The sequence below is a fragment of the Demequina globuliformis genome (assembly GCF_000975155.1).
Taxonomy (GTDB): Bacteria; Actinomycetota; Actinomycetes; order Actinomycetales; family Demequinaceae; genus Demequina; species Demequina globuliformis.
Genome location: NZ_BBRG01000001.1, coordinates 1,803,720 through 1,829,653 on the forward strand (window position 1 = coordinate 1,803,720; position 25,934 = coordinate 1,829,653).

Below are 25,934 nucleotides of genomic sequence, written 5' to 3' on the forward strand. Positions count from 1 at the left end.
CCGCGGGCGGGGTGTCAACGCGGCTTGCCGACTGGGGCACTGCGCACGCGTCGCGCAGGACGCCGCCTGGCCGCGCCCTCACGTCGGGGCGAGGAATGGGGGCGCCGCTGAGGGTTCGTGAGGTGGGCTGTGCGGGGGGCAGTGCGGGGGGCAGTGCGGGGGCAGCCAGTGGCAGCTACCCCCGCACCGATCAAGCGACTTAGAAGTCGAAGTCGCCGATGTTGTCTGCGTCGAAGACATAGGGGTCGCCCAGCAGGACAACGCCGTCGGCTTCAACGGTGTACTCGCCGAGCTTGCCGGCCTCGAAGGTGTCACCCTCTGCGCCGGTGATCTCGCCCTCGATGAGTGCCTTGCTCGCGTAGGCGGCCAGGTAGCCGAGGTCTGCGGGGTTCCACAGGGCGAAGCCCGCAGACGTGCCATCCTCGATGTACGAACGCATCTGGTTCGGGGTGCCGAGTCCGGTGATTGCTACCTCACCCTGGTACTCCGAGGTCGACAGGTAGCGCGCGGCAGCGGCGATGCCCACCGTGGTGGGTGAGACGATTCCCTTGAGGTCAGGGTAGGTCTGCAGCAGTGCCGCGGTCTTGTCGAAGGACGTCTGGTCGTCATCGTCGCCGTATACGACGTCAACGAGTTCGATGTTCGGGTGCTCCTCGGCGAGGATTCCCTCCATCAGCTCGATCCATGCGTTCTGGTTCGTCGCGTTCGCGGTAGCGGAGAGAATCGCGATCTGACCCTCGTCGCCAATCTGCTCAGCGATCAGATCCACCTGGACCTGGGCGATCCCCTCGGAAGTGGCCTGGTTGATGAACACGTCGCGGCAATCAGTGTTGGTGTCAGAGTCGAAGGTGACGACCTTCACGTCGTTGTCGCGTGCCTCATTGAGGGCGTCGCAGATGGCCTCGGGGTCGTTCGCGGAGACCGCGATGGCGCCGACGCCCTGCTGCGTGAGCGTGTTGATGTAGCTCACCTGTGCGTCGGGAGCGGCCTCTGCGGGGCCCACCTCCGCGTAGGTGCCGCCAAACTCCTCGATGGCTTCCGCGCCGCCGGCGTTCGACGTGTCGAAGTAGGCGTTGCCGAGGTTCTTAGGCAGGAAGGTGATGGCGAGGTTGGCGTCGGAGCCACCTTCTGCGCCACCAGTTGCTGACGAGGTGCTCTCCGAGCCGGAGTCGCTCGAGCAGCCCGAGACGACCAGGGCCGCGGTCATCGCGAGGGCGGCAAACGAGCCCTTGCGGAACGTACGTGAAGACATCATTGTTCTTCCTTCTGTTGAGGTGGCGATGGCTGTGCATCGGGGATTGCAGAACCAACCGCGGAAGGCGCTGCGCCGCCTGCGGCCGCTCTTTTCCCGCGTTGGCGCGCCCACGTTGAGCGGGCCCATGCGAGAAGACTGGGGGAGATCACCGAGATCACGAGAAGCGTGCCGGTGATGATGTTGATGACGTCTGAGGTGACGTTTGCGAGGCGCAGTGCCGAGGCGAGAATGCCGATCAGGAACACTCCCGCGATCACGCCATGAAGCGCGCCGCGGCCGCCAAAGATCGACACCCCTCCTAGGAGCACCGCGGCGATGACGCTGAGCTCCAGGCCCGTCGCATTGTCTCCGCGCGCGCTGCCGTAGCGAAGCGTGTAGTAGATGCCTGCGAGAGCCGCGATTGTGCCGGACGCGACGAACAGCATGAGCTTGGTGCGCTCGACTCGCACGCCAGAAAAGCGAGCGGCTTCCGAGGACTGGCCGATGGCGAATACGCCCCGCCCAAACGGAGTTGCGTGGAGCACTAGGGCGAAGATGATGGCCAGCACCACGAAGAGCACCATGATGGTGGGGATAGGCGTGCCGGGGATCTTCGAGGTGGCCAGGTCCGTCCACGAGTCCGGGAAGCCGGTCACCGCTGTGGTGCCCAGAATGCCGACCGCGAGTCCACGGAAAAGCGCCAGGGTGCCGATCGTGACCGCGAGGGAGGGCAGGCCCACGACGGTGACGAGGAAGCCGTTGATAAAGCCTGCGACAGCACCCGCTGCGAGGGCGGCGACCATGGCCAGGGGGATAGGCAAGCCCGCTTGGTACAGGGTTCCAAATGTCACGGAAGACAGGCCCACGACGGACGCCACGGATAAGTCGATCTCGCCCGTGATGATGATCATGGTCATCGGGAGTGCGATCAGCAGAATCGCCGCGATGTCGAGCATCAAGTACGTCAGGGTGATGGGTGCGGCGAAGTTCGGCACCACGGCGGCCGCGACGATGTACACGCCAATCACGGCAGCGATGATCGCCATCTCGCGCGTCAGTAGTACGCGCTGCCAAGCGGGCCGCGAATAGTTCTTATACGTGCGCACGGCAGTGCGCTCTGCGACGGCGTTAGGCATGCTGCGCCTCCTTCTTGGTGTCATCAGACCCCGGTGCCGGGCCTTCGGGAGATTGCTCGGTATCTCGGAGCGCGAGGAGGCGCTTTTCCTGGCGGTTGGCGGCGACCTTGTCAAGCACGATGGCGCCGATGATCAGCACGCCCACGACGGCCCGCTGCCAGAAGTCCTCGACTCCCAGCACGGGCAGTGCGCGGTTAATGGTCAGCAGCAGGTAGGCGCCAATGGCGGCTCCGAAGACCGAGCCCGACCCGCCGAAGATCGCGACGCCGCCGATCACGGCTGCGCCGACGGCTTCCAGCTCGAGGCCCGATCCGACCTGGGAGTTCACCGTCCCGTAGCGTGCGGCGTAGAGCACGCCGGCAAGGCCGGCGAGTGCGCCGGAGACCACGAATGCGGTGAGGACCCTGCGGCGGACCTTGAGCCCATACAGGTTTGCGGCATCCGGGTCGGAGCCGATCGCGTAAAACTCGCGACCGCCGCGCTGGGTGTACATGTACCACCCTGCGATGGCGAGTACCACGAAGGCGATGACGGTAATGACCGGGATCTTGAACCAGGACTGGGTGCCCAGAGCCAGGAAGTCGGCGGGCATGTCGGACGCGTTGACGCGGTCAGAGCCAGTCCACAGGACGTTGATGCCGCGGTACGCGTACAGGGTTCCGAGCGTAATGACGAGCGACGGCACTTTTGCGAAGGCAACGAGGCAGCCGTTAATGAGGCCCAGTAGCGCGCCAAACGCGATGCCGATGATGAAGACGGCGGGCCACGGCAGCCAGGAGAAGTCGATGAATACGCGGCCCGTGAGGTAGGCACTGAGGCCCACGACGGAACCGACGGAGAGGTCGACGTTGCGGGTGATGATGACGATCGCTTGACCGACGGCCACGATCATCAGGATGGCTGGCGTGACCAACAAGTCACGAAAGCCGTCGTTCGAGAATAGAAAGTTCGGGTTCTGGAGGGTCGCGACCAGGATGACGGCGGCGAGTGCGGCAAGCACCCCGACCTCACGTGCCTTGCCGATGCGGCCCAGCCGTGCAAGCACGTTGGATTGCGCGAGAATGCTCGTTGAGCTGCTGTCGCTCATGCGGCGGCCTCCTTGTTGTGGGTGGCCGCGAACATCACGGCTTCCGGCGTGGCGTCGGCACGGTCAATTTCCGCTGTGATGCGGCCCTCGTGGACCACGAGCACCCGGTCAGCCATGCCAAGTACCTCGGGGAGTTCGGAGGAGATCATGATGATCGCGAGCCCTTGCCCGGCCAGGGTGGAAAGGTCACGGTGGACTTCCGACTTGGTGCCAATGTCGATGCCGCGGGTGGGCTCATCGACGATCAGCACCTTGGGGCCGGTCGCCAGCCACTTGGCGAGCACCACCTTCTGCTGGTTTCCGCCGCTGAGCGTTCCCGCCTGGGCGTCGAGCGCGCTTGTCTTGACTTCGAGGCGGGCCGCCCAGTGCGCTGCGGCAGTGTTCTCTGCTTGGGGCCACAGCAGGCCCCAGCGTGTGAGAGTGCGGCGAATCGCGAGTGTGGAGTTGCGAGCAACGCTGGACTCGAGAATGACACCCTGGTTGCGGCGATCCTCGGGGACGAGCGCGATGCCCGCGCGCATTGCGGCGGCGGGGTCGTGCTTGCGCAGGGACTTGCCTTCCACGGTGACCCGGCCGCTGTCGTAGTTGTCGACGCCAAAGATGGCGCGAGCAATCTCGCTCCTTCCGGCACCCACGAGTCCTGCCAAAGCCACGATCTCACCGGCCCGGACGCTAAACGACACATCGTGGAAGAGGCCGCGCGTGTTCAGCCCGTCGACGACAAGGACTTCCTCGCCAATGTCCGCGGGTTCCTTGGGGAACAGCGTGCTGACGTCGCGCCCCACCATCTGCCGTACCAACTCATCCACGGTGGTGTCCTCGATGGCAGTCGTGGCGACGTACTCGCCGTCGCGCATGATCGTGACGGTGTCGCACAGGTCGAAGACTTCGTCGAAGCGATGGGAGATGAAGAGCACTGCACGGCCCTCATCCCGCAGGCCGCGTGCGACCTTGAAGAGCCGTTCGACCTCGACGCCTGAGAGCGCAGCCGTGGGCTCGTCCATGATCAGCACGCGGGCGTCGAGAGAGATGGCCTTCGCAATCTCGATGATCTGCTGGTCCGCGATCGACAGGCCACGGGTGGGGCGGTCGGGGTCAATGTTCACGCCTAGCTGCGAGAAAAGTTCCTTGACCTGAGCCCGCATGGCGCGACGGTCAATGCCTCGGAATCCGCGGGTGGGCTGGCGGCCCATGAAGATGTTCTCGGTGACGGAGAGGTCGGGGAACAGCGTGGGCTCTTGGTAGATCACGGCGATCCCGGCGTCCTTTGACTGCGCGGTGTTGCTGAAGTCGACAGGCTCCCCTGCGAGTTCAAGACGGCCGCCGTCGCGTTGGTGAACACCGGCGATGATCTTGACGAGGGTTGACTTGCCGGCGCCGTTTTCGCCGATGAGCGCGTGAATGCTGTTCGGCTCCATGCGCAGTGAGCCGCTCTTCAGAGCGATGACGGACCCAAAGGACTTAGATACGCCTTCGAGGAGCAAGGCAGGGCTCGCCTTGCTGATGGGGACATGCGTCGACATTGACACTCCGGTTTCAGTCGCCGTTGATGAAACGATTCAAGCAAGACTCAAGGTAGGCCACGTCGAAAGGGCGTGTCAAAGGGTCGCGGTCACGGCTGTATAACGATTCAATCGTTAGGATGAGCGGGACGCCGCGTTCCCCGGGGGTGCCGCCGGCTGTGGGAAGATCGCGTGACATACGGTCAGGAGTATTCATGGGAGTGAGCGTCAAGGAAGTCGCGCAGCGCGCGGGCGTCTCGGTGGGCACCGTCTCGAACGTGCTCAACCGGCCGGGTTCCGTGCGTGCGGAAACGATTGAACGGGTGCAAGCTGCCATCGCAGACCTCGGCTACGTTCCCAATGACGCGGCCCGCCAGTTGCGGGCCGGCCAGTCCACGCAGATCGCCCTCGTCGTCCTCGATATGGGCAACCCCTTCTTCACCGACGTGGCCCGCGGCGCAGAGGAACAGGCCGCGCTGTCGGGGCACACGCTGCTCCTGGCGAACTCAGACGAGTCGCCCGATCGCGAAGCGCTGCACCTCGACCAGTTCGAACGTCAGCGCGTGGCTGGCGTGCTCCTGGTTCCCACCGCTGACGCGGCCGAGCGGGTCGATCGCCTCCGCGAGCGGGGCATTCCCGTGGTGCTCGTCGACCGTGGAGCCTCAGACCGCTCGGTAGCTTCAGTGGCTGTCGACGACGTCGCCGGTGGGCGCATGGCCGCGCAACACCTCTTGGATCAAGGGCGCCGCACTCTGGTGTTTGTGGGAGGGCCCGCCATGCTCGATCAGGTGCGCGACCGTCTGCTCGGTGCCCAGGATGCTGTGGGGAGTGTGCCGGGGGCCAGCCTCGAGGTCGTGCCAACCTCCGGCCTCACGTTGGACGAGGGAGTCGCTGCTGGCGAGCGCGTGCGCGCCCTTGTCGATGTCGGCGAGTGCGACGCAGTCTTCACCGGCAATGACCTGCTCGCGATCGGCGTTCAGCAGGCGCTGCTGTCGGGTCCGCAGCCCATGAAGATCCCTGACGATGTGGCGATGGTGGGCTACGACGACATCAGTTTTGCTGCGGCAGCCGTGGTGCCCATTACGTCGGTGCGCCAGCCTCGTGCTGACATGGGTTCGACCGCCGTCGAACTCCTCCTCAAGGAGCGGGACCTCGCGCCGGACGCGCCCCGGGAACACGTGGTGTTTCAGCCCGAGCTTGCCGTACGGCGCTCGTCCGGGGCATCGGCCTGATTCCTCGAGGTCGCCGTATTCACCCAACGAAACCCGCGTGCCGCTCGTCTTGGCAGCATGAAGCCACTGGTGTGGATTCCTGCGCTCGCGATCCTCGCCGCGTGCGGGTCTCCGCTGCCGCAGGAGGACCCCGCTGCGGTGGGGACGGCCGATGCCGTGGTCACCTCGGGTGACACGGTCGACGTCGCCTTTGTGCCGGACGCAGGGTACGAGTATTTCGAAGGCACCACGTTTGTGCTGGGGTCGGAGATCCCTGTGGGCGGCGTGGTCGACGACGCCGCGCTGATCGCCTCCGGCGACCGCCTGCGCGTATGGACGGACGCATGCGCCGAGTCCTTTCCCGTGCAGTGCATCGTGACGGCCGTCGAGGTGCTTGACTGAGGGGATGGATCCCTCTGTCGCGCTCACCCTCGTGGGTGGTCCCACTGTCGTCATCGAGTACGCAGGCCTGCGCCTGCTCACCGACCCCACCTTCGACCCGCCTGGCGACTACGGAAACCTCACCAAACTCGTGGGCCCCGCGCTCGATCCCGTGAATCTGTGGCCGCTGGATGCGGTGCTTCTCAGCCACGACGAGCACGACGACAACCTGGACCTCTCGGGGCGCGGCATCCTCACCGAAGTGCAGCAGGTGCTTACGACGCCGGGCGGCTCGCAGCGCATTGACCGTGCCCGCGGACTGGAGCCGTGGGAGAGCACGGATCTGTTGGGCGGAGCCGAGGTCGTCACGGTCACCGCGGTGCCCGCTCAGCACGGGCCTGACGACGTCGCCGAGCACCTGGGTGAAGTGACCGGATTTGTGTTGGAGGCGCAGGGGTGGCCCACGGTGTACATCTCTGGTGACAACTCGGAAGTGGCGGTCGTCGAAGCCGTCAAGGAGCGCTATCCGGAGGTGGGTGTCGCGCTGGTCTTTGCCGGCGCCGCGCGAATCTCGCGCCTGGGGGACGCCCTGCTGACGGTGGATGCGGAACGGCTCTTGCGCATTGGCGAGATCTGGCCAGGTGCCGCGCTGGTGCCCGCCCACATTGATGACTGGGCGCACTTCACGCAGCCTCGCGACGAGCTGGTTGCCTGGTTCGCCGACCATGACGCGAGCGGCCGTCTTACGCTCGTGGAGCGCGGCGAGCGCATTTTGGTGTAGCGCCGCGCGCTAGCAGTCGCTGAGTGCCGCACATCGCATGGATTCCGGCACTCAGCGACTGCCAGCGCGGTCAGGCGAGGCGGGGCGAGGTTAGGCGAGGTGGGGTGCGACCGCAGCGCTGAAGGCCTCAGCGGTGCGGCGCGCGACCGCAGCGTACGGCGCTGCCCAGATGTCCTCGTTGAAAATCTCGACTTCAACATCGCCGGTGTAGCCCGCTGCCTCCACGGCGGCGGTGAGGGGGCCAAAGTCGATCACGCCGTCGCCGGTGTGGTGGCGCGACAGCAGCACATCCGCCGGGAGCGGGGTCTTCCAGTCGCACACCTGGTAGCTGGCGATCCGGCCTTCACGGCCGGCGCGCTCAATCTGCGCCACAACCTCCGGATCCCAGAAGATGTGGAACGTGTCGACGGTGGCGCCTACCACGGCCGGGTCAAACGGGGCCGCGAGGTCCAGCGCCTGACCCAGAGTCGACACCACCGCGCGGTCGGTGACGTACATCGGATGCAAGGGCTCAATCGCGAGGGTGACCCCGGCATCGGCCGCTACCGGCGCCAACTCTTCCAGCGCATCCGCGACGCGGCCGCGCGCACCTGCCAAGTCCCGCGAGTCGCCCGGTAGCCCACCCGCGACGAGCACCAACACTGCGCGTGAACCCGGCGCGCCAGCTGCAGCGATCCTCGCGGTCTCTTCGATGGCGACCTTGTTGTCCTCGATCGAGGCGCGGCGCTGCTCACCTTCTGGCAGCGTGAAGAACCCCGCCCGGCAATGAGTCGAGACGCGCAGTCCCGAGTCAGCGATCATGCGCTCGGCCTCGGCGAGTCCCAGGTCCTGGACAGGCTCACGCCAGGTTCCCAGGGCTGGGATGCCCGCTGCCTGGCAAGCCTCGAGGGCCTCGGCGAGCGAGGCCCTCTTGACGGTTGCCTGGTTCAAGGACAGGCGCGGGTGCGCACTCATGGCGCCTCGATTCCATTGACAGCCAGCATGGAGTGCCAGCGCGCGAGCGCGAGTTCAGGATGCTCGAATGCGCCGCAGGCATTCGCGAGTTCCACGATGCGGGATAGGTGCGGAAGGCTGCGGGCGCCGTGAAGGCCGCCGACCATCTGGAACGCGCCTTGGTGTCCATTGAGCCACGACATGAACGCCACACCGGTCTTGTAGTAGAAGGTGGGCGTCGCGAAGATCTGCCGCGACAGCGCCTCGGTCGGTTCGAGGATTTGCCGGTAGCGCTCAATCTCACCTGCGTCGAGGGCCTGGATGGCGGCCGATGCATGGGGTGCGATCGCGGTGAACGCACCCAGGAGGGCGTCCGAATGGCCGTGATCGTCGCCTTCGATGAGCGAGCTGTAGTGGTAGTCGTCGCCCGTGAGCATGCGCACGCCGTCGGGGAGGCGGCGCCGCACCGAGATTTCTGACTCGGTGTCGAGAAGGCTCATCTTCACACCACTGACCGCCTGCGGGTGTGCCTCGATGATGTCGATGAGGACGTTGGCCGCCTCTCGCCAGTCATCGGAGCCAAAGTAGCCCGCGAGGTTGGGGTCAAAGGCCGTGCCGAGCCAGTGCAGGACCACGGGTGTCGCAGAGACGGACAGTACCTCGTTGTACACGCGGCGGTAGTCGTCCGCACTGTTTGCGGCGCGGGCCAGATGGCGGCTGGCCATGAGCACGACGCCGGCACCGGCGTCTTCCGCATGGAAGAGTTGCTCTTTGTAGGCGTCGATCACCTGGTCGAGCGTGATCGCTTCATCCTCGACGTGGTCGGTGTTGACGCCGACCACGAGGCTCGCGCCTGCAGCCGTGGCCTCGGCCGCTGAACGCCGGATGAGCTCTCGGGTCGCGGCGGGGTCCAGGCCCATGTTGCGCTGGGCGGTGTCCATGGCGTCGGCCACACCCAGTCCCCACGAGAACACGTGGTGCCGGTAGGCGAGGGTCGCGTCCCAGTCGATGTCCGCCGGCTGCCCAGGCGTGTTGTCGGCGTGCGGATGGGGAATCACGTGCGCGGCCGCGTAAGCGACGCGGGACGTGAACGGCGCGCTCGGCCTCGTGAAGGCCAGGGCGTCCGCGAGCTCGACACGACGGGTCGAGCCGGTGCCGTCTAGCAGGGTCAGACTCGTCACGCTATGCCTCCGCCGAGACCTCGGGGATGGCCACCCGTGACCCGGTGCTGTGGGACTCGAGGCCCCTTTCCGCGAGCAGCATGCCGCGGGCTCCGGCGAGGAAGTCGTACTCGTGGGGGGCGTCTTCGACGACGTGGCGGATGAACTGCTCCCACTGTGCGCGGAAGCCGTTGACGTTGTCTTCCGTGTCGGGAACCTCGACCCACGTGGAGTCGAAGTCGATCTCGTTCTTGAGGTCAGGGTTCCACACGGGCTTGGGGGTGGCGTTGCGGGGCTGGATCTTGCAGCCAAAGAGGCCAACGACGGCCGAGCCGTGCGTGCCGTCAACCTGGAACTCAACCAGCTCGTCACGGTTGACGCGCGTGGTCCAGCTGGAGTTGATTTGCGCGGTGATGCCACCCGCGAGTTCGAAGATGCCGTACGCAGCGTCATCTGCGGTAGCGGCGTAGCGCTCGCCGCCTTCGTCGACGCGCTCGGGGATTTCCGTCGCGACGTGTGCGTAGACGGACTGCACGGTGCCAAAGAGGTTCTCGAGCACGTAGTTCCAGTGCGGGAACATGTCGACCACAATGCCGCCACCGTCTTCCGAGCGGTAGTTCCATGAGGGGCGCTGGGAGGGGTGCCAGTCACCTTCGAACACCCAGTAGCCAAACTCGCCGCGCACGGACAGGATGCGGCCAAAGAACCCTGAGTCGATCAGGCGGCGCAGCTTCAGGAGCCCCGGGAGGTACAGCTTGTCGTGCACCACGCCGTTCTTGATGCCGGCCTGGGTGGCCAGGCGGGCCAGTTCGAGGGCGTCCTCGAACGTTTCCGCGGTGGGCTTCTCCGTGTAGATGGCCTTGCCGGCGGCGATGGCCTTCTTGATCGCTGCCGAACGGGCCTTCGTCACAAGGAAGTCGGCGTAGATCTGCCAGCGGTCGTCCGCCAGTGCGGCATCGAGGTCGGTCGTGTAGTGCTCAATGCCGTGACGCTGCGCGAGGTCACGGAGCTTGGCCTCTGAACGGCCCACGAGCAGGGGCTCCACCTGCACGCGCGTGCCGTCAGACAGTTCCACGCCGCCCTCGTCGCGGATGGCCAGGATGGAGCGCACCAGGTGCTGGCGGTAGCCCATGCGCCCTGACGCGCCGTTCATGATGATTCCAATGGTGGTGTCGGCCACGATGCCTCTCAATCGGTAGGTCCCCGGCGCGTCGTTGCGCGGGGGATCAGCGGTCTTTGGAAAACGCTTACCGTGAGTGTAGGGCGCAAGTAGGGGTGGGCGCAAGATGGTGGCCGCGCGTCGGCGCGGGTAGGGCGCCGGAGCCGGGTGACGTGTGGGTGGGGGACGATGCCCGAAGGGTTACCGCTGCGGCGTGGACTCGCGGATCACGACCTCAGCCTCGACGACCTCAGCGTCGGCGGCATCGTCGTCGATGGCCAGCGACAAGGCGCGGTGCCCGACCTCGGTCAGCGGCAGTTGCACCGTGGTGAGCCGCGGAGTGACGTCGCGCAAGGTTGGGATGTCGTCAAAGCCAGCGACGGCAAGGTCGCGTCCCGGTTCGATTCCCGCGTCGCGTAGCGCGGACATCGCGCCCACGGCCATGACGTCGTTGACGGCGAAGACCATGTCGAGGTCATCAAGTCCGCTCGCGATCAACTGTTGCATTCCCTCGTAGCCGCCGTCGCGAGTGAATGCCGTCGAGATGATCCGGCGAGACGGAATGGCGTGGCCGGCCGCGGCAAAGCACTCGGCAAACCCAGACAGGCGATCGTCGGACGTCCTCAGCCCCGCGGGCCCCCCGAGCCGATCCGCCGCCTTCGCAGACGGCTCGTCCGAGGTGCCCACCAGCGAGGGGCCGGCGAGCACGGCGGGGGAGCGGTAACCGCGCTCGAGCAGTGCGGCCGCGAGCTTGCGGGCGCCGCCGCTGTTGTCGATCGGGACCGCCCGAAAGTCCTCGCTCGGGGTGCTGATGAAGACCGCGCGCCCACCGTTGGCCTCGTAGGCCTCGAGTTCGCGTTGAAGCTCATCCGCATGCGGGTCGTTCGCGCGGCGAGACGCGGCCAGGATGATGGCTCGCGCGCGCTGGCCGCGCATCGCGCGCACCAGGTCGACCTCGCGCTGGGAGTCGCGTTCAGTTTGTGACATTGCCACGATGAGTGCGCGCTCGGTTGCTGCGCTCACCACTCCAGATGCGATGGAAGAGAAGTACGGGTCGGTCACATCGCCAACGAGCAGGGCCACCGTAGTGGTGGTGCCGCGAGCGACCGCCTGAGCGGAGGCGTTTGCGGCGTAGCCCAGCCTGCGTGCGGCATCGAGAACCAGCGTCCGGTTCGACTCTTTGACGTTGCGGGTGGAGCCATTGATGGCGCGGGAGGCGGTGGCAAGCGACACTCCTGCTTCACGCGCGACATCGTGCAGGGTGGCTGCTGACGTGCGGTCGTGCTCGGTCACGTTGCTCCTCAGGCTCATGGCCGCGAATGCGGCGCGTGTGCGGCACGCGCGCTGGCGGTCGTCGTTGACGCCGTGGCGCGGCTGGCCACGCCGCTAGCCTGGCACGGCGCGCCGGGTATGTCACGTGCGTCGCCCAGCGTGTCCATGTACTGTGGCCACACGGCGGGAAGCGCTTTCCGTCTTGACGGGAGAGCTTTGGCCTGGCTTGAGGCTCGTCGCCCGGCGGGCCGGGCCCCAGCGGTTCCCAGGCTCAATGAAGGACCCTCAAAGGAGAGATGAACCCGTGGTTCACCTGCACGCGTCGGTCAAGGATGACCGAGTTGTCATGTCAGCGGGCGATGTCGAGTTGGCTCACTACGTCACCCGGCCCACTGATGTGCGACTGGAGTCGCCGCGCCCGTACCTCAGCCCTATCCGCACGCTTGCGGGTGACGTCGTATCTCTCTTCCGCCCGCACGACCATGTGTGGCACAAGGGCATCGCGTGGTCGTTGCCGGTCGTGGGGGATGAGAACTTCTGGGGAGGCCCCACCTTTGTGCGGGGCCAGGGTTACGTGCAATTGCCCAACAACGGCGAACAGCGTCACGTGAGCATTGACGTCGCCCGTAAGGGTGAGGCGCTGTCCCTGGTACATCACCTCGATTGGGTGACAGAGGCAGGCGAGCACCTCTTCGCTGAGCGGCGTGAGCTTGGCGCGGCCGTGGTGGACGACCGCACGTGGGAACTGACCTTTGCCACCACCATGACGTCGTTGTGTGACCATGCGGTGAGCCTCGGTTCGCCCACGACCAGGGGCCGCGATAACGCGGGCTACGGCGGACTGTTCTGGCGCGGACCCCGGTCGTTTACGGGCGGCCCCATTCTGGCTCCCGGCGGGGAGGGCGGTGACGAACTGCGTGGCGCGCGGGCGCCGTGGATGGGCTTCCGGGGCACTCACGACGGGTCGGGAGCGGTGTCAACCGTGGTGATGGTCGACGCGCCCACGAATGAGGCTCACCCGCCCCAATGGTTCGCGCGCTCCGAGGACTTTGCTTGCCTGTGCCCGGCGCCGTTCTTCTCCACCGAACGCCTGGTGGAGCCCGGGTCGCTGGTGCGGGAAGAGTACGCGGTGCTCGTCCACGACGGCGGGTGGGACGTCGCGCAAGCGGATGCTGCCGCCACGGCCGCTGCCACGCGACTGATGGCCCGGGCATGAGTGCACCAGCCATGCCCGGGGGGATCTCGGTCAGCGAACTCAAGGTCTATGAGTCGGTGGCGCCTGATGGCCTCCGAGGTGGCAGCCCCCACATGCACCTCGTGGCGAGCGAGGCGTATCTGGTCGTGTCCGGAACCGGCGAGATTCACAGCATCGACGCCGACGGTTGGCGCGTGACGGAGCTGGCGCCCGGCGACACCGTGTGGTTCGAACCTGGCGTGATTCACCGCGCGGTGAACCGCGACCGCCTCCACCTGCGTGTGGTCATGTCACACGCAGGCCTGCCTGAGGCTGGCGACGCCGTCATGACGTTCTCCGACTCGGTCCTCGCCGACCCTGAGCGCTACGCGGCCGCCGCGGTGCTGCCTGGGGCCGATGCCCCTGATAGCGAGCGACTGGCCGCGGCTGAGAGGCGGCGCGACCAGGCAGTGGCGGGCTACCAGGACCTGTTTCAGGCCGGACGGCCGGGCGTGGTGGACGACGTCGCGCTCGCGGCATTCCGTCGCCGCGCAGTGGACCTGGTGGCCGGTCGCGCTGAGGAGTGGCGACGCATCCACGATGCCACGACGGGGCGGGCCGCCTCGACAGCGCTCGGCTACCTCGAGCATCTCGTCAACCGCGATGCCTCCTACCTAGACCACGGCCGCATTGCGCGCGCCGCCACCACCCCCGCCTACGGCATGTGCGGCACCCTGGTGACCGTCACAAAGGAAGGACTGTCATGACCCGCACGATTCGTGCCGCCATTGTGGGAACGGGAGCCATCGCCCACGCTCACGCGGAGGCCATCGCTGTGACCGCGAATGCGACGCTGGTGGCGGTGACCGACCTCAACCGTGCCCCCGCTGAGGCATTTGCTGAGCGCCACGGCGGCGACGTGTACGCGGATCTGGACGCGCTGCTCAGGGATGCGGAGCCGGACGTGGTGCACCTGTGCACGCCCCCGGCCGTGCACGCCCCGCAAGCGCTCGCGGCGTTCGCTGCAGGCGCTCACGTCGTGTGCGAAAAGCCAGCTGCGCTGTCCTTGTCGGAGCTCGACACAATGCTTGAGGCGTCGCGCGAGAGCAACCGGCACTTCGCCGTGGTGTTCCAGCAGCGCACCGGGACCGCCGCGGCCCACGTCAAGGAGCTGCTGTCCTCCGGCGCGCTCGGGAGGCCTCTCGTGGCGGTCTGCCAAACGCTGTGGTTTCGCGATCAGGCGTACTTCGACGTGCCCTGGCGGGGGAAGTGGGAGACCGAGGGTGGTGGCCCCACGCTCGGCCACGCGATTCACCAGATCGACCTGCTGGCATACCTCTTAGGGCCGTGGGAATCTGTGCGGGCTGACTTGTGGCGCGTGGGGCGCGAGACGCTCACGGAAGACACCTCAACGGCGACCGTGACCTTCGAGTCGGGCGCCGTCGCGTCGGTGGTGACGTCTGCTGTCGCGCCCCGTGAGGTGAGCGCGATTCGTATCGACACTGAGCTGGCTACCGTGACGGTGGAACACCTCTACGGGCACGGCCACGACCACTGGCGCATCACGCCCGCTCCAGGAGTGGATCCCACGGTGGTGGAAGGGTGGGCGCTTCCGGATCAGGAGGAACCCAGCGGCCACGTTCCCCTTATCCGCGACATCTATGCCGCCCTCGCGAGCGGCGATGCCCTTCCCGCCGTGGCGGAGGAACCAGCGAGGTCGCTCGAGATCGTGACCGGCATCTATTCGTCAGCAGCGGCGGACGGAGCGCGTGTGACCGCCGCCCAGTTGCGGCTCGACAGTGAACGCACCGCAAGCCTGGAGGCGCCCGTGTTCGAGCGGCGGCCGGGGCTGCCCCGGTGACGGCGCCGCCGGGGGTGACCCTGGCGTGGGCCCCCACCGCGCCGTACCGCGACCCCCTCTATGACGGAGCGACGGATCCGACCGTGGTGTGGGACCGGGGCCGCCGGGAGTGGGTGATGTTCTACACGCAGCGACGCCCCACGGCGGACGAGCCGGGGGTCGCGTGGGTCCACGGCAGCCGGATCGGCGTGGCCCGCGGGACCTCACAGGGCTGGCACTACGCCGGTGTGGTCGAGGGGCTTGACCTCCCGCTGGACGGGCCGGGCCCGCACACTCACTGGGCGCCCGAGGTGATTGACGATGGCACTCACTACCGGATGTATCTCACGTGGATACGCGGCGTTCCGCAGGAGTGGGCAGGGCACGCCAGGGTGATCCGTGAGTATGTCTCGGCAGACCTCACCTCGTGGGAGTACGTGCGCGATCTGGCCTTGTCGAGCGACCGAGTTATCGACGCGTGCGTAGCCCGGTGTCCCGACGGCCGCTGGCGCATGTGGTTCAAGGATGAGGCGGATGGCTCAACGACGTGGAGCGCTTCGACGCCCGCGCTCGACGCGCCGTGGACCATGGAGGGGCGGGTCCTTGGCGGCCGGCCGCACGAGGGACCCAACGTCTTTGAGCTGGGCGGATGGTGGTGGATGCTCACCGATGAGTGGCGGGGGATGGGCGTGTACCGCTCGCCGGATGCGCAGCGGTGGCGTCGCCAGGGCGGGGCTGATGCGGTGATCCTGGGCGAACCAGGCGCTACCGAGTGGGACCGTACGGTCGGCCGGCATGGGGATGTGGTCGTCGTGGGAGAAACGGCGGTGCTGTGGTACTTCACTCATCCCTGGTGGGATGGGGAAGAGGTTGCTGACGCCGGCTCGGTGGAGCACCGGCTCAGCGCTGTCCACGCCGCTCGCCTGAGTGTTGCCGGCGGCCGTCTGGTGTGTCACCGACGGGTATCCTAAGCGTCCATACTGGGACCGATCCCAATGTTGCGAAAAGGTCACGAATTGAAACGTTTTTCAGTTTGGTGTTGACGCTCACATGCCGCACCGGTTACGTTGCGGATAGCGCTTTCCAAAGGAGGGGCGCGGCGGCCCGGTAGGTGCGGGACGCCAACCAAGAGAACGATGAAGTTTTCGAGAGGACAACGATGTTCACAGTTCAGCGTCGCCGCAGTTTGATGGCCGCGGCAGCCATGACCACCGCTAGCGTGCTCGCGCTCGCTGCATGCTCCTCGGACTCTGCCGAGGACCCGGAAACGTCGGCAACCGGCGGCTCCACCGCGGGTGCAGGCGGTTCCGGCGAAGAGGTCACCCTCGACTTTGCCTTCTGGGGCAATGACGTCCGTGCCGACATGTACACGCAGTCCATCGACCTGTTCATGGAGGAGTACCCGAACATCACGGTGAACTCCACCTTCCTGGACTACCCCGCATTCTGGGAGAAGCGCCAGACGGAGGCCGCCGGCGGCGGGCTCCCGGATGTGATGCAGTTCGACTACTCCTACTTGCGTCAGTACTCCGAGAACGGCCTCCTCCTCGACCTCGGCCCGCACCTGGGCAACGAGATCAACACGGACGGCTTCACCGAGCAGATTCTCGGCATCGGTGTCGTGGGCGACACCACCACTGCGCTGCCAATCTCCACCAACGCGTGGGGCGTCTACACCAACCCGCAGTTGCTCGAATCCACCGGAGTCGCCGACTTTGCTGGCGGCACGTGGGACGACTACAAGGCGTGGGCTGCCGAGGTCACCGAAGCCTCCGGCGGCGAGATCTTTGGCGGCACCGACTACACCGGCCGCATCCAGAACTTCGAAATCCAGTTGCGTGCCGAGGGCAAGAACCTCTTCAACGAGGACGGTACCCCCGGCTTCGATGAGGCACGCTTGACCGAGTTCTGGGAGTCCGGTGCCGAGATGCGCGGAGACGACGGCTCGGGCATTTCCCAGCAGCGCCTCGAGGAGATCTACCCGACCTCCGGCTTTGGAGCTGGCCTGACCGCTTCCGAACTGACGTGGGACAACTTTGGCGCCGGCTACCTGGGCGAACTTGGTGAGGACTACACCGAGCTAGGCCTGGTGGCGCCGCCCGTGACCGTTGAGGGCGCGAAGGACCTCTACCAGAAGCCCTCGATGCTGCACGCGATCGCCCAGAACACCGAGCACCCTGCCGAGTCCGCCATGCTGGTCGACTTCCTGGTGAACTCGCCCGAGGTCGGCGCGATCTTCGGCACCAACCGCGGCCTGCCGGCCTCGTCCGCCATGCGCGACGGCATCACCTTCGAAGGCCTCGACGAGCAGATCCGGGCGTATGAGGAGTCGATCGCAGACCGCCTCGGCGACGCCCCGCCGGTCCCGCTGGTCGGGTACGGCACCCTCGAGGAGAAGTTCCGCGTGCTCGGCACCGAGCTCGGCTTCGGCACCCTCTCGGTTGAGGACGCCGTCAGCCAGTTCTTCGGTGAGATGGACGTCACCCTGAACTCCTAAGCACCACCCGCCCTGAGGGCCGATGCCACCTCACTCCGGCATCGGCCCTCAGGGCCCCGTCCCCATCTCAATGAGGAGAGGCAGTGACTAGCACCGTGAACCGTGTCGCCGATGCCACGGAAACCTCCACCAGCGCCGCGAGCGCTGGATCCGAGGTCGCCGCACCGGGCAAACGCCCGAAGAAGCCCACCACCCAGCGCACTCGCCACTGGCGCGAGAACATTGCTGGGTACGGTTTTTTGGCCCCCTGGCTCGTGGGATTCCTCGGGCTCACCCTGATCCCCATGCTGTACTCGCTGTACCTGTCGTTCACGCGGTACAACCTGTTCCAGCCTCCTCAGTGGGTCGGGTTCGACAACTACATCCGCATGTTCACGGAGGACCCCAACTACACGCAGTCGGTGAAGATCACCCTCATTTACGTGCTCGTGGGTACCCCCATCAAGCTGGCCGCTGCGCTCGGCGTCGCCATGCTGCTGAACTACCGTGACCGTGGCGCCGGATTCTTCCGGTCCTCGTTCTACGCCCCTTCGCTCATCGGAGCATCCGTCTCCGTCGCGATTGTGTGGCGAGCAATGTTCTCGACGGACGGACCCGTCGACAACACCTTCAGCTTTTTCGGGTTCGAGATAGGCGGCTGGGTCGGCAACGTTGCCCTCGTGGTGCCCATGATGATCCTGTTGGCGGTGTGGCAGTTCGGCGCCCCGATGGTGATCTTCCTCGCGGGACTCAAGCAGGTGCCGCGCGAGCTCTACGAGGCCGCGGACATGGACGGGGCTGGCCCGGTCAAGAAGTTCCGCTCCATCACGATGCCGATGCTGTCCTCGGTCGTCTTCTTCAACCTGCTGCTTGAGATCATTGGCGCCTTCCAGGTCTTCGCCGCCGCCTACATCATCTCCAACGGCACCGGCGGTCCGGCCGGCATGACGAACTTCTACACCCTGTACCTGTACAAGCGAGCGTTCAGCGACGGGCAGATGGGCTACGCGTCCGCGATGGCCTGGACCCTGGTGATCGTGGTCGCGATCATCGCCGCCGTCCTGTTCCGCACGTCGAAGATGTGGGTGCACTACCAGGGAGACAGCAAATGAGCCTCAAGGACTTCCGCGTCAAGGACGACGCGGATCAGGAACGCGTCACCCAGCCGCAGCCGCGATTCACGCGCAAGCAGATCACGACCGCTATCTGGTTCGTGGCGCTGATGTCGCTGACCGCGATCATCCTGTACCCGCTGCTGTGGCTGTTCTTGTCCACATTCAAGGACAACAGCGAGTTCGGCTCCAATCAGGGCCTGCTGCCAGAGGACCCCACGTTCGACAACTACCTCAAGGTCTTCGAGGGCATTGCCGGCGTTCCCATGTGGCGCTTCTTCGCCAACTCCGCGTTCATCGCCATCATGGCGACATTTGGCACGCTGCTGAGCTCATCGATGGCCGCGTACGCCTTCGCGCGCATCAAGTTCAAGGGCGTCGGGATCTTCTTTGCCGCGATGATCGGCACGCTGCTGCTGCCGTTCCACGTCGTGATCATTCCCCAGTACATTCTGTTCAACAACCTGGGCATGATCGACACGTATTGGCCGCTCATCCTTCCCAAGTTCCTGGCGACGGAGGCGTTCTTCGTGTTCCTCATCGTCCAGTTCATGCGCGGAATCCCTCGCGAGATGGATGAAGCCGCACGCGTTGACGGGGCAGGTCACGTGCGCACCTTTACGTCGATCATGCTGCCGCTCATTCAGCCAGCCCTCGTGACGTCCGCGATTTTCTCCTTCATTTGGACGTGGAACGACTTCCTCGCCCCGCTGATGTACATCACCAGTCCCGAGAAGTACCCGCTGCCGATCGCACTTCGCCTGTACAACGACCAAACCAGCACCTCCGACTTTGGCGCGACCGTGACGGCCTCCTTCCTGGCGCTCATTCCGATCCTGCTGTTCTTCCTGGTGTTCCAGCGCTTCTTGGTCGCGGGCGTGGCGACCCAAGGGTTGAAGGGATAGCGATGGCCGCCGGTCAACGTCCGTCACCGCGGGCCCAGCGCGCGGCGGAGCGAGCCGCGCACAGGGCGGCTCGGGATGGCATGGGCCCCACCACTGGTGAGTGGCGGCCAATGCTGTGGCCGGGGGCACAGGGCGGGTTCGCTCTGTGGGGTGAGGTCCTCATGACGGGCGTGATGATGACCGTGGCGTCACTGGGCGTGGTCACCATGCCAGCGGCGGTGGCTGCTGGGTCGCGACACCTGAACGCCTACCTGCGTGCCGAGCGCTCCGAGTGGGCGGTGTTTTGGCGGGATGTGCGAGCCGCACTCCCCGGCGGCCTAGGAGTGGGGATCGCGGCGGTCGTGCTCATCGCGATCCTCGCCATCGACATCCAACTCGCGGCGACGGGGCTGTTGCCGGGCGCGTCAGTGATCGCCGCCGTCGGGTGGCTGGGCCTGATCGCCACCGCAGTTGTGCTGCTGACGGCAGCGGGGCAATGGGACCCCGAGGCCGGCTGGCGGGCCGCGCTGATGCGTGCCCTGTCTCAGCTGCGCGGTGACGTGGGGGGCGCGGCGTACTTGGCGGCGACGGTGGGCTTTGTGGGTGTGTGTACGTGGTCTCTGCCGGCCCTGCTCATCCCCGCTTTGGGATGCGCGGTCCTGGCGTTGGTCGCGATCCCTGCACGCCCACGCCGCCCACGCGGCCCCCGCGGCGAGTAGAGGTGACGTGCCTGTCGCGGTCGCACCGCGGATTCGTGAACGTCACCTGCCTCCGCTGAGGCGGGAGGTGGGGGTGTCACGATGGACACACGGCAACCAACAACGGTCAAAGGAGACAGGTAGTGGTGCATTACGGCGGTGACTACAACCCCGAGCAGTGGCCCGAGTCGGTCTGGCCGCAGGACGTTGCGCGCATGCGCGAGGCCGGCGTGACCATGGTGAGCCTGGGCATCTTCTCGTGGAGTCGCATCCAGCCTGCGGAGGGTGAATTCGACTTTGCCTGGTTGGACCGCGTGATCGACCTGCTCCATGAGGGCGGCATCGCGGTGGATCTCGCGACAGCCACCGCCTCGCCGCCGCCGTGGATGCACGAGCACTACCCCGACGTCTTGCCGGTGACGGCGCAGGGAGTCATGCTCGGGCCCGGCAGCCGCCAGCACTACGCCCCGAGTTCCCCCACCTACAGGCGCCTGGCCGGTGACCTCGTCGCTGCCTTGGCGCAGCGCTACGTCGACCACCCTGCCGTCGTGATGTGGCACGTCAACAACGAGTACGGCTGTCACGTACACGAGGACCACTCAGAGAACGCGCAGCGGGCGTTCCGGGAGTGGTTGGAGCGTCGGTATGGCACCGTGGACGCCCTCAACGAGGCCTGGGGTACGGCCTTCTGGTCGCAGCGCTACACGGGCTTTGGGCAGGTCCGCACTCCAGCGGCGGCGCCCTACAGTCACAACCCAGGGCAACTGCTGGACTTCAAACGCTTCACCTCTGACATGCTGCTCGAGTGCTACCTGATGGAGAAGGAGATCCTTCTCGAGGCTGGCGCGAAGCAGCCCATCACCACCAACTTCATGGGCGCCTTCAAGCCTGCGAACTACCGGCAGTGGGTCGCCCACCTCGACGTGGTCACTGACGACTGCTACCCGGACCCCAACGATGCCGAGTCCTTTCGTGACGCAGCCTTCCAGCGCGACCTCGTGCGCTCGCTCAAGCCCCACGTCCCGTGGCTGCTGATGGAGCAGGCGAGCAACGCGCTCAACTGGCGACCGAGCAACGCACCCAAGGCTCCGGGACAGATGGAAGCGTTGTCGTGGCAGGCCGTGGGTCGCGGCGCAGATGGGGTCCTTTTCTTTCAGTGGCGCCAATCGCGCGCCGGCGCGGAGAAGTTCCACTCCGCGATGCTGCCGCACGCAGGGACGGATACACGCACGTGGCGAGAGGTGGTGCGCCTGGGACGCGACCTTGCGACGCTCCCGGAGTTGCCGGCCGGGCAAGCGGGGGCACGCGTCGCCTTGGTCTTCGACTGGGAGGCCTGGTGGGCGATCGAAAGCCCCGACCATCCTCATAACGGCATCGACTACCTCGCGATCATTCAACGCTGGTACCGCGCCCTGCACCGCGCTCACGTCGCCGTCGACATCGTTGGCCCCGACCAGGTCCATGACCGCTACCAGCTGGCATTCGCACCCCTGCTGTATCTCCTCACGGACTCCGGCGCGCAGGCGCTGACGTCATTCGTTGACGGCGGCGGGCACCTCGTCGCCGGGCCATTCACGGACGTCGTTGACGCACGCGACCAGTTCCGCGATGGCGGGTACCTCACGCAGTTGCGCGACACGCTCGGCGTCACCGTGGAGGACTTTGGCGCTTTGGTGTCGCCAGGCGGGGGACCGGGTGAGTCTGAGGCTCGCGCCAGCGGTGCGTGTGGCGACTTCACAGGCGGCTTCCTCGCTGAGGAAGTGCACGCCGGTGGGGCCGATGTCGTGGCGGAGTTCACCACGGGGCGGCGCCACGGCGATGCCGCGCTCACCCGCAACGTGCACGGCGCGGGCGTGGGCTGGTACCTCGCAACAGTGCCGGACGAGGCCGGCGTGGACACCCTGGTGCGCCACTTCCTCGATGACGCTGGGGTCGCGCCTGTGCTGGGTGGAGTGCCCGCCCACGTGGACGTGTCCACGCGTGGTGACGTCGTCACGCTCATCAACTTTGGGTCTGCGGCCGTCACGGTGGATGTGCAAGGGCAGGACCTTCTGGCCGATGCCCCGGTCACCTCGGTGACGCTGGCGCCGTTTGGCGTCGCTGTCGTGAGGCGGCAGCGATGAAGATCGTCCTCGCGCTCGACTCTTTCAAGGGGACCGCGACTGCGGCACAGGCGTGCGCGGCAGTCGCCGAGGGGATCGCTGCAGTAGCGCCCACCGCTGAGGTGGTGCTGGTACCCATGGCCGACGGCGGCGAGGGGACACTCGACGCGCTCTCGACGGCGCACGGCGCGGCACAGCACGAGGTCACTGTGTGTGGCCCAGATGGACGCCCCGTCAGGGCGCGATGGCTCGAGTTGAAGTCCACCGACAGCGACCGCGGCGCCGTTGCCGTCGTGGAACTCGCCGAGTCCTCGGGGATCACGCTCATGGAGCGCCTGTCGCCGCTCGAGGCCCACACCGTGGGGCTCGGCGAGGTGATGCTCGCAGCGCTCGACCACGGCGTGGAAGAGATGCTGATCGCCGTGGGCGGGAGTGCCTCCACCGATGCAGGCGCCGGCGCCCTGGAAGCTCTGGGAGCCCGTTTTCTCGATGCGGACGGCATGGTTGTTGACCCCGGTGGGCGAGGACTCGCGCGGATCCACGACGTTGATACGCGCGGACTACGGCGGCCTCCCGTCCGTGGCGCGACCGTGCTCACCGACGTGACCAACCCCCTATGCGGACCGGACGGCGCTGCAGCAGTGTATGGACCGCAAAAAGGCGCCGAGGCTGCGGACATTGAGCAGCTCGACGCGGGCCTGGCTCACTTCGCGAGCCGCACCGCGCTTGCCATGGCCGCGTGGTCAGGCAGCGAACCGGTGGACCCGTCCGCCCCGGGCACAGGTGCGGCAGGAGGCACCGGCTTTGGGCTCGCCACCTGGGGGGCCCAACTGCGTTCGGGTGCCGCCGCCCTGGCTGACGCCGCCGGTGTAGACGACGCGCTCGTAGGCGCGGACCTCGTCGTGGTCGGAGAGGGACGTTTCGACTCCCAGTCCGCACAGGGAAAGGTCGTGTCCGAGGTCGCGAGGAGAGCCGGGGCCGCGGGCGTGCCGACTGCCCTGATCGCTGGAGCGATCGACGCTCCCACCACTGACTTCACGCACGCATACGCCCTCGGCGACCTCGCGGGGTCGCCGCAGCAAGCCATGGCGGACACCGCCGCCTGGCTGCGCGCCGCAGGCGCCGCTCTCGCCACCGCCTACGAGGAGACCCCGTGACCACTGTCACCATGTCCGTGAGCCCCCACCGTCGCATCGGCCCTGTGCCCCGGCGCCTCTTTGGCGGCTTCGTTGAACACCTGGGGCGGCACATCTACACCGGCATCTTCGAGCCCGACCACCCCACTGCGGACGCCGACGGATTTCGGCAGGACGTCATCGACCTCGTGAAGGAACTCGGAGTCGCGACCATCCGGTACCCGGGAGGCAACTTCGTGTCGGGGTACCGATGGGAGGACGGCGTGGGGCCACGCGAGTCGCGGCCCCGTCGCCTGGATCTCGCCTGGCACTCCATCGAAACTAATGAGGTGGGCCTGCACGAGTTTGCCGCGTGGTTAGAGCGGGTCGGCAGCGACATGATGCTCGCGGTGAACCTGGGCACCCGTGGCACTGCCGAGGCGCTCGATCTTCTTGAGTACGCCAACGTGCCAGGGGGAACCGCGCTGTCTGACCTGCGCCGTGAGCACGGGCGCGAGCGGCCGTTCGCGATCGACATGTGGTGCCTCGGCAATGAGATGGACGGACCCTGGCAACTGGGGCACCTCGACGCCGATGACTACGGCAAAAAGGCGGCGCGCACCGCTCACGCCATGAAGCTCATGGATCCGTCGATCTCGCTCGTCGCGTGCGGCTCGTCTAGCTCAGCGATGCCGACCTTCGGCGACTGGGAGCGCACTGTGCTGCGCCACACGTACGAGTTCGTCGACTACATCTCCTGTCACGCCTACTACGAGGAGCGCGACGGCGACGTCGACAGCTTCCTCGCGTCCGGGGTGAACATGGACCGGTTTATCGATGACGTCGTGGCCGCCGCAGACCACGCCAAGGCGCTCGCTAAGTCCTCCAAGACGGTCAACATCTCGTTCGACGAGTGGAACGTCTGGTACATGAACCGCCCGCCGGAGGGCGCGTTCTCCGGGACCGGAGTCGACGAATTTCAGTACGCTCCCCGGCTGCTCGAGGACCAGTACTCGGTGCTCGACGCCGTGGTCTTTGGGTCCCTGCTGATCTCGCTGCTGCGGCACTGCGACCGGGTCACCAGCGCATCGCTGGCGCAGCTCGTCAACGTCATCGCGCCCATCATGACCGAGCCAGGCGGGCCTGCCTGGCGTCAGGCGACCTTTTTCCCGTTCGCCACGACTTCGAGGCTGGCGCGCGGTGTCGCCGTCGACGTTGACGTCCGCGCGGGCACAGTCGACACCACGCAGCTGGGTCCTGTGCCGGACGCAGATGCCGTCGCGACGGTCGACGAGGACGCGCGCACCGCCAGCGTGTTTGTCGTCAACCGCGCCCGCACAGGCGAGCGCACCATCGAGATCGATGTCAGCCAGCTGGGGGACGTGCAGATCTCGGAGGCACACCTGCTGGCGGATGAGGACCTCCACGCGGCCAACACGGCAGCCGAGCCCAACCGCGTCACCCTGGGTGAACTCGCCGGCGTCACGATCGTGGACGGCATCCTCACGCTACCCATGCCCCGAGTGTCCTGGGCCGCTGTGGCACTGTCATGGTGAGCGTCAAGGACGTCGCCGCCCGGGCAGGGGTCTCGATCGGAACAGTATCGAACGTCATCAACCGACCCGACTACGTCAGGGCGGACACCCTCGCGCGAGTGCAGGCGGCGATCTCGGAGTTGGGGTACGTGCCCAATGCCGCCGCACGTCAACTGCGCGCCGGGCAGTCCACCACGATCGCCTTCGTGGTGCTCGACGTGGGCAACCCATTCTTCACTGACGTGGCGGAGGGAGTTGAGGACGCGGCGCTTGAGGCCGGGTTGACCGTCGTCATCGCTAACTCGCGAGAATCCGTGAACCGCGAGACCTCGCACCTGCAGCAATTCGAGCGCCAACGCGTCGCTGGCGTATTGCTGGCGCAAACCTCTCGGCACCAGCCTCACGTCGCCGCCTTGCGGGCACACGGCGTGCCGGTGGTGCTGGTGGACCGGCGGTCCTCGGATTCGTCGGTGGCGTCCGTCGCCGTCGATGACACGACCGGCGGTGCGCTCGCGGCGCGGCACTTGTTGGACCAGGGGTGCGAGCGCCTCGTGTTCGTGGGGGGACCGTCCGGCCTGACCCAGGTTGAGGACCGGCTAGCCGGCGCGACTGGGGCCGTCGCGGCCGCGCCCGGGGCGACCATCACGCACGTGCCCACCCAGGCCTTGACCCTGGACGACGGCATGCGCGTGGGCGAGCGTGTACGCGAGATGGTCCGGACGGGCCAGTGCGACGCCGTCTTCGCCGCAAACGACCTGTTGGCCATCGGGGTGCAACAGGCGTTGCTGTCTGGCCCCGACCCGGTCTCGATTCCTCATGACGTCGCGCTCGTGGGCTACGACGACATTTCCTTCGCGGCCGCTGCCGTGGTCCCCATCACCTCGGTGCGGCAACCGCGCGCCGTGCTCGGGAGCAAGGCGGTGGAACTCCTGCTGCGCGAATCTACGCTCGGCCCCGACGACGAGCGAGAGCACGTGGAGTTTCAGCCAGAGCTGGTGGTGCGCGACTCAAGTAGGCGAGCAACCCCGCCCCGCGCCTGACCCCCGCCGCGCCTGACCCCCGCCGCGCCCGGCCCCCCTCCGCGCCCCTCGGTCGTGCATGTGAGTGCCGGAAATCCCGCAATTTCCGGCACTCACATGCAC

Annotated in this window: 23 protein-coding genes; 15 read left to right on the forward strand and 8 right to left on the reverse strand. The window is 66.8% G+C overall.

Going from position 1 to position 25,934, the window contains the following annotated elements:
- Positions 1 to 199 precede the first annotated feature (199 nt).
- From rhaS to AOP75_RS08435, 4 genes are read right to left on the reverse strand one after another with little or no spacing between them, the layout of a single operon-like run.
- Complete coding sequence (gene rhaS, locus AOP75_RS08420; protein WP_062078536.1) at positions 200 to 1,252, reverse strand: rhamnose ABC transporter substrate-binding protein; 1,053 nt, start codon at positions 1,250 to 1,252, stop codon at positions 200 to 202.
- Positions 1,252 to 2,370 (reverse strand): ABC transporter permease, encoded by a 1,119-nt coding sequence (locus AOP75_RS08425; protein ID WP_062078191.1) that lies wholly within the window; start codon positions 2,368 to 2,370, stop codon positions 1,252 to 1,254. Before AOP75_RS08425 ends, rhaS begins: the two co-directional genes overlap by 1 nt.
- Positions 2,363 to 3,457 carry an ABC transporter permease gene (locus AOP75_RS08430; protein ID WP_062078193.1) on the reverse strand — a complete coding sequence of 365 codons (1,095 nt, stop codon included), beginning with the start codon at positions 3,455 to 3,457 and terminating at the stop codon, positions 2,363 to 2,365. Before AOP75_RS08430 ends, AOP75_RS08425 begins: the two co-directional genes overlap by 8 nt.
- Complete coding sequence (locus tag AOP75_RS08435; RefSeq protein WP_062078195.1) at positions 3,454 to 4,980, reverse strand: sugar ABC transporter ATP-binding protein; 1,527 nt, start codon at positions 4,978 to 4,980, stop codon at positions 3,454 to 3,456. Before AOP75_RS08435 ends, AOP75_RS08430 begins: the two co-directional genes overlap by 4 nt.
- Positions 4,981 to 5,174: 194 nt before the next feature.
- Between AOP75_RS08435 and AOP75_RS08440 the strand changes: the two genes are divergently transcribed.
- Genes AOP75_RS08440 through AOP75_RS08450 form a run of 3 tightly spaced genes read left to right on the forward strand, consistent with a single transcriptional unit; the run spans position 5,175 to position 7,332 of the window.
- Positions 5,175 to 6,191: a LacI family DNA-binding transcriptional regulator gene (locus AOP75_RS08440; protein ID WP_062078197.1), complete on the forward strand. Its 1,017-nt coding sequence runs from the start codon at positions 5,175 to 5,177 to the stop codon at positions 6,189 to 6,191.
- A gap of 57 nt (positions 6,192 to 6,248) precedes the next feature.
- A complete protein-coding gene (locus AOP75_RS08445; RefSeq protein ID WP_062078199.1) occupies positions 6,249 to 6,572 on the forward strand; it encodes a hypothetical protein in 324 nt (107 codons plus the stop codon).
- Between the two features lie 4 nt (positions 6,573 to 6,576).
- Entirely contained in the window at positions 6,577 to 7,332 is a 756-nt protein-coding gene (locus AOP75_RS08450; protein ID WP_062078201.1) for an MBL fold metallo-hydrolase, read from the forward strand.
- Positions 7,333 to 7,422: 90 nt separating this feature from the next.
- On the opposite strand, the gene AOP75_RS08455 is transcribed toward AOP75_RS08450, so the two are convergent.
- From AOP75_RS08455 to AOP75_RS08470, 4 genes are all read right to left on the reverse strand, one after another.
- Positions 7,423 to 8,286: a sugar phosphate isomerase/epimerase family protein gene (locus tag AOP75_RS08455; RefSeq protein WP_062078203.1), complete on the reverse strand. Its 864-nt coding sequence runs from the start codon at positions 8,284 to 8,286 to the stop codon at positions 7,423 to 7,425.
- Positions 8,283 to 9,446: a dihydrodipicolinate synthase family protein gene (locus tag AOP75_RS08460; protein WP_062078205.1), complete on the reverse strand. Its 1,164-nt coding sequence runs from the start codon at positions 9,444 to 9,446 to the stop codon at positions 8,283 to 8,285. Before AOP75_RS08460 ends, AOP75_RS08455 begins: the two co-directional genes overlap by 4 nt.
- A gap of 1 nt (position 9,447) precedes the next feature.
- A complete protein-coding gene (locus tag AOP75_RS08465; RefSeq protein ID WP_062078538.1) occupies positions 9,448 to 10,578 on the reverse strand; it encodes a Gfo/Idh/MocA family protein in 1,131 nt (376 codons plus the stop codon).
- 207 nt (positions 10,579 to 10,785) lie between these two features.
- Positions 10,786 to 11,877 carry a LacI family DNA-binding transcriptional regulator gene (locus AOP75_RS08470; RefSeq protein ID WP_236683097.1) on the reverse strand — a complete coding sequence of 364 codons (1,092 nt, stop codon included), beginning with the start codon at positions 11,875 to 11,877 and terminating at the stop codon, positions 10,786 to 10,788.
- 283 nt (positions 11,878 to 12,160) lie between these two features.
- Here AOP75_RS08470 and AOP75_RS08475 point away from each other — a divergent pair, with 283 nt between their 5' ends.
- The 12 genes from AOP75_RS08475 to AOP75_RS08530 all read left to right on the forward strand — a co-directional run bounded on the left by AOP75_RS08475 (position 12,161) and on the right by AOP75_RS08530 (position 25,832).
- Positions 12,161 to 13,072 (forward strand): DUF6807 domain-containing protein, encoded by a 912-nt coding sequence (locus AOP75_RS08475; RefSeq protein WP_236683098.1) that lies wholly within the window; start codon positions 12,161 to 12,163, stop codon positions 13,070 to 13,072.
- Positions 13,069 to 13,797, forward strand: a complete 729-nt coding sequence (locus tag AOP75_RS08480) for a cupin domain-containing protein (protein WP_062078210.1) — start codon at positions 13,069 to 13,071, stop codon at positions 13,795 to 13,797. The genes AOP75_RS08475 and AOP75_RS08480 overlap by 4 nt, the downstream gene beginning before the upstream one ends.
- On the forward strand, positions 13,794 to 14,891 hold the full coding sequence (locus tag AOP75_RS08485) for a Gfo/Idh/MocA family protein (RefSeq protein ID WP_062078211.1): 1,098 nt from the start codon (positions 13,794 to 13,796) through the stop codon (positions 14,889 to 14,891). The genes AOP75_RS08480 and AOP75_RS08485 overlap by 4 nt, the downstream gene beginning before the upstream one ends.
- On the forward strand, positions 14,888 to 15,841 hold the full coding sequence (locus AOP75_RS08490; protein ID WP_236683099.1) for a glycoside hydrolase family protein: 954 nt from the start codon (positions 14,888 to 14,890) through the stop codon (positions 15,839 to 15,841). Before AOP75_RS08485 ends, AOP75_RS08490 begins: the two co-directional genes overlap by 4 nt.
- A 233-nt stretch (positions 15,842 to 16,074) precedes the next feature.
- Positions 16,075 to 17,367 carry an ABC transporter substrate-binding protein gene (locus tag AOP75_RS08495; RefSeq protein ID WP_369345457.1) on the forward strand — a complete coding sequence of 431 codons (1,293 nt, stop codon included), beginning with the start codon at positions 16,075 to 16,077 and terminating at the stop codon, positions 17,365 to 17,367.
- 221 nt (positions 17,368 to 17,588) lie between these two features.
- A complete protein-coding gene (locus tag AOP75_RS08500) occupies positions 17,589 to 18,458 on the forward strand; it encodes a carbohydrate ABC transporter permease (protein WP_236683129.1) in 870 nt (289 codons plus the stop codon).
- The gene (locus AOP75_RS08505) at positions 18,455 to 19,363 is read left to right on the forward strand and encodes a carbohydrate ABC transporter permease (protein ID WP_062078212.1); all 909 of its coding nucleotides are present in this window, start codon (positions 18,455 to 18,457) and stop codon (positions 19,361 to 19,363) included. Before AOP75_RS08500 ends, AOP75_RS08505 begins: the two co-directional genes overlap by 4 nt.
- Before the next feature lie 80 nt (positions 19,364 to 19,443).
- On the forward strand, positions 19,444 to 20,061 hold the full coding sequence (locus AOP75_RS08510; RefSeq protein WP_236683100.1) for a hypothetical protein: 618 nt from the start codon (positions 19,444 to 19,446) through the stop codon (positions 20,059 to 20,061).
- Positions 20,062 to 20,186: 125 nt separating this feature from the next.
- The gene (locus tag AOP75_RS08515; RefSeq protein WP_062078547.1) at positions 20,187 to 22,163 is read left to right on the forward strand and encodes a beta-galactosidase; all 1,977 of its coding nucleotides are present in this window, start codon (positions 20,187 to 20,189) and stop codon (positions 22,161 to 22,163) included.
- Complete coding sequence (locus AOP75_RS08520) at positions 22,160 to 23,299, forward strand: glycerate kinase (RefSeq protein ID WP_062078215.1); 1,140 nt, start codon at positions 22,160 to 22,162, stop codon at positions 23,297 to 23,299. Before AOP75_RS08515 ends, AOP75_RS08520 begins: the two co-directional genes overlap by 4 nt.
- Entirely contained in the window at positions 23,296 to 24,813 is a 1,518-nt protein-coding gene (gene arfA / locus AOP75_RS08525; RefSeq protein ID WP_062078217.1) for an arabinosylfuranosidase ArfA, read from the forward strand. The genes AOP75_RS08520 and arfA overlap by 4 nt, the downstream gene beginning before the upstream one ends.
- Complete coding sequence (locus tag AOP75_RS08530) at positions 24,807 to 25,832, forward strand: LacI family DNA-binding transcriptional regulator (protein ID WP_062078218.1); 1,026 nt, start codon at positions 24,807 to 24,809, stop codon at positions 25,830 to 25,832. Before arfA ends, AOP75_RS08530 begins: the two co-directional genes overlap by 7 nt.
- Positions 25,833 to 25,934: the final 102 nt, after the last annotated feature.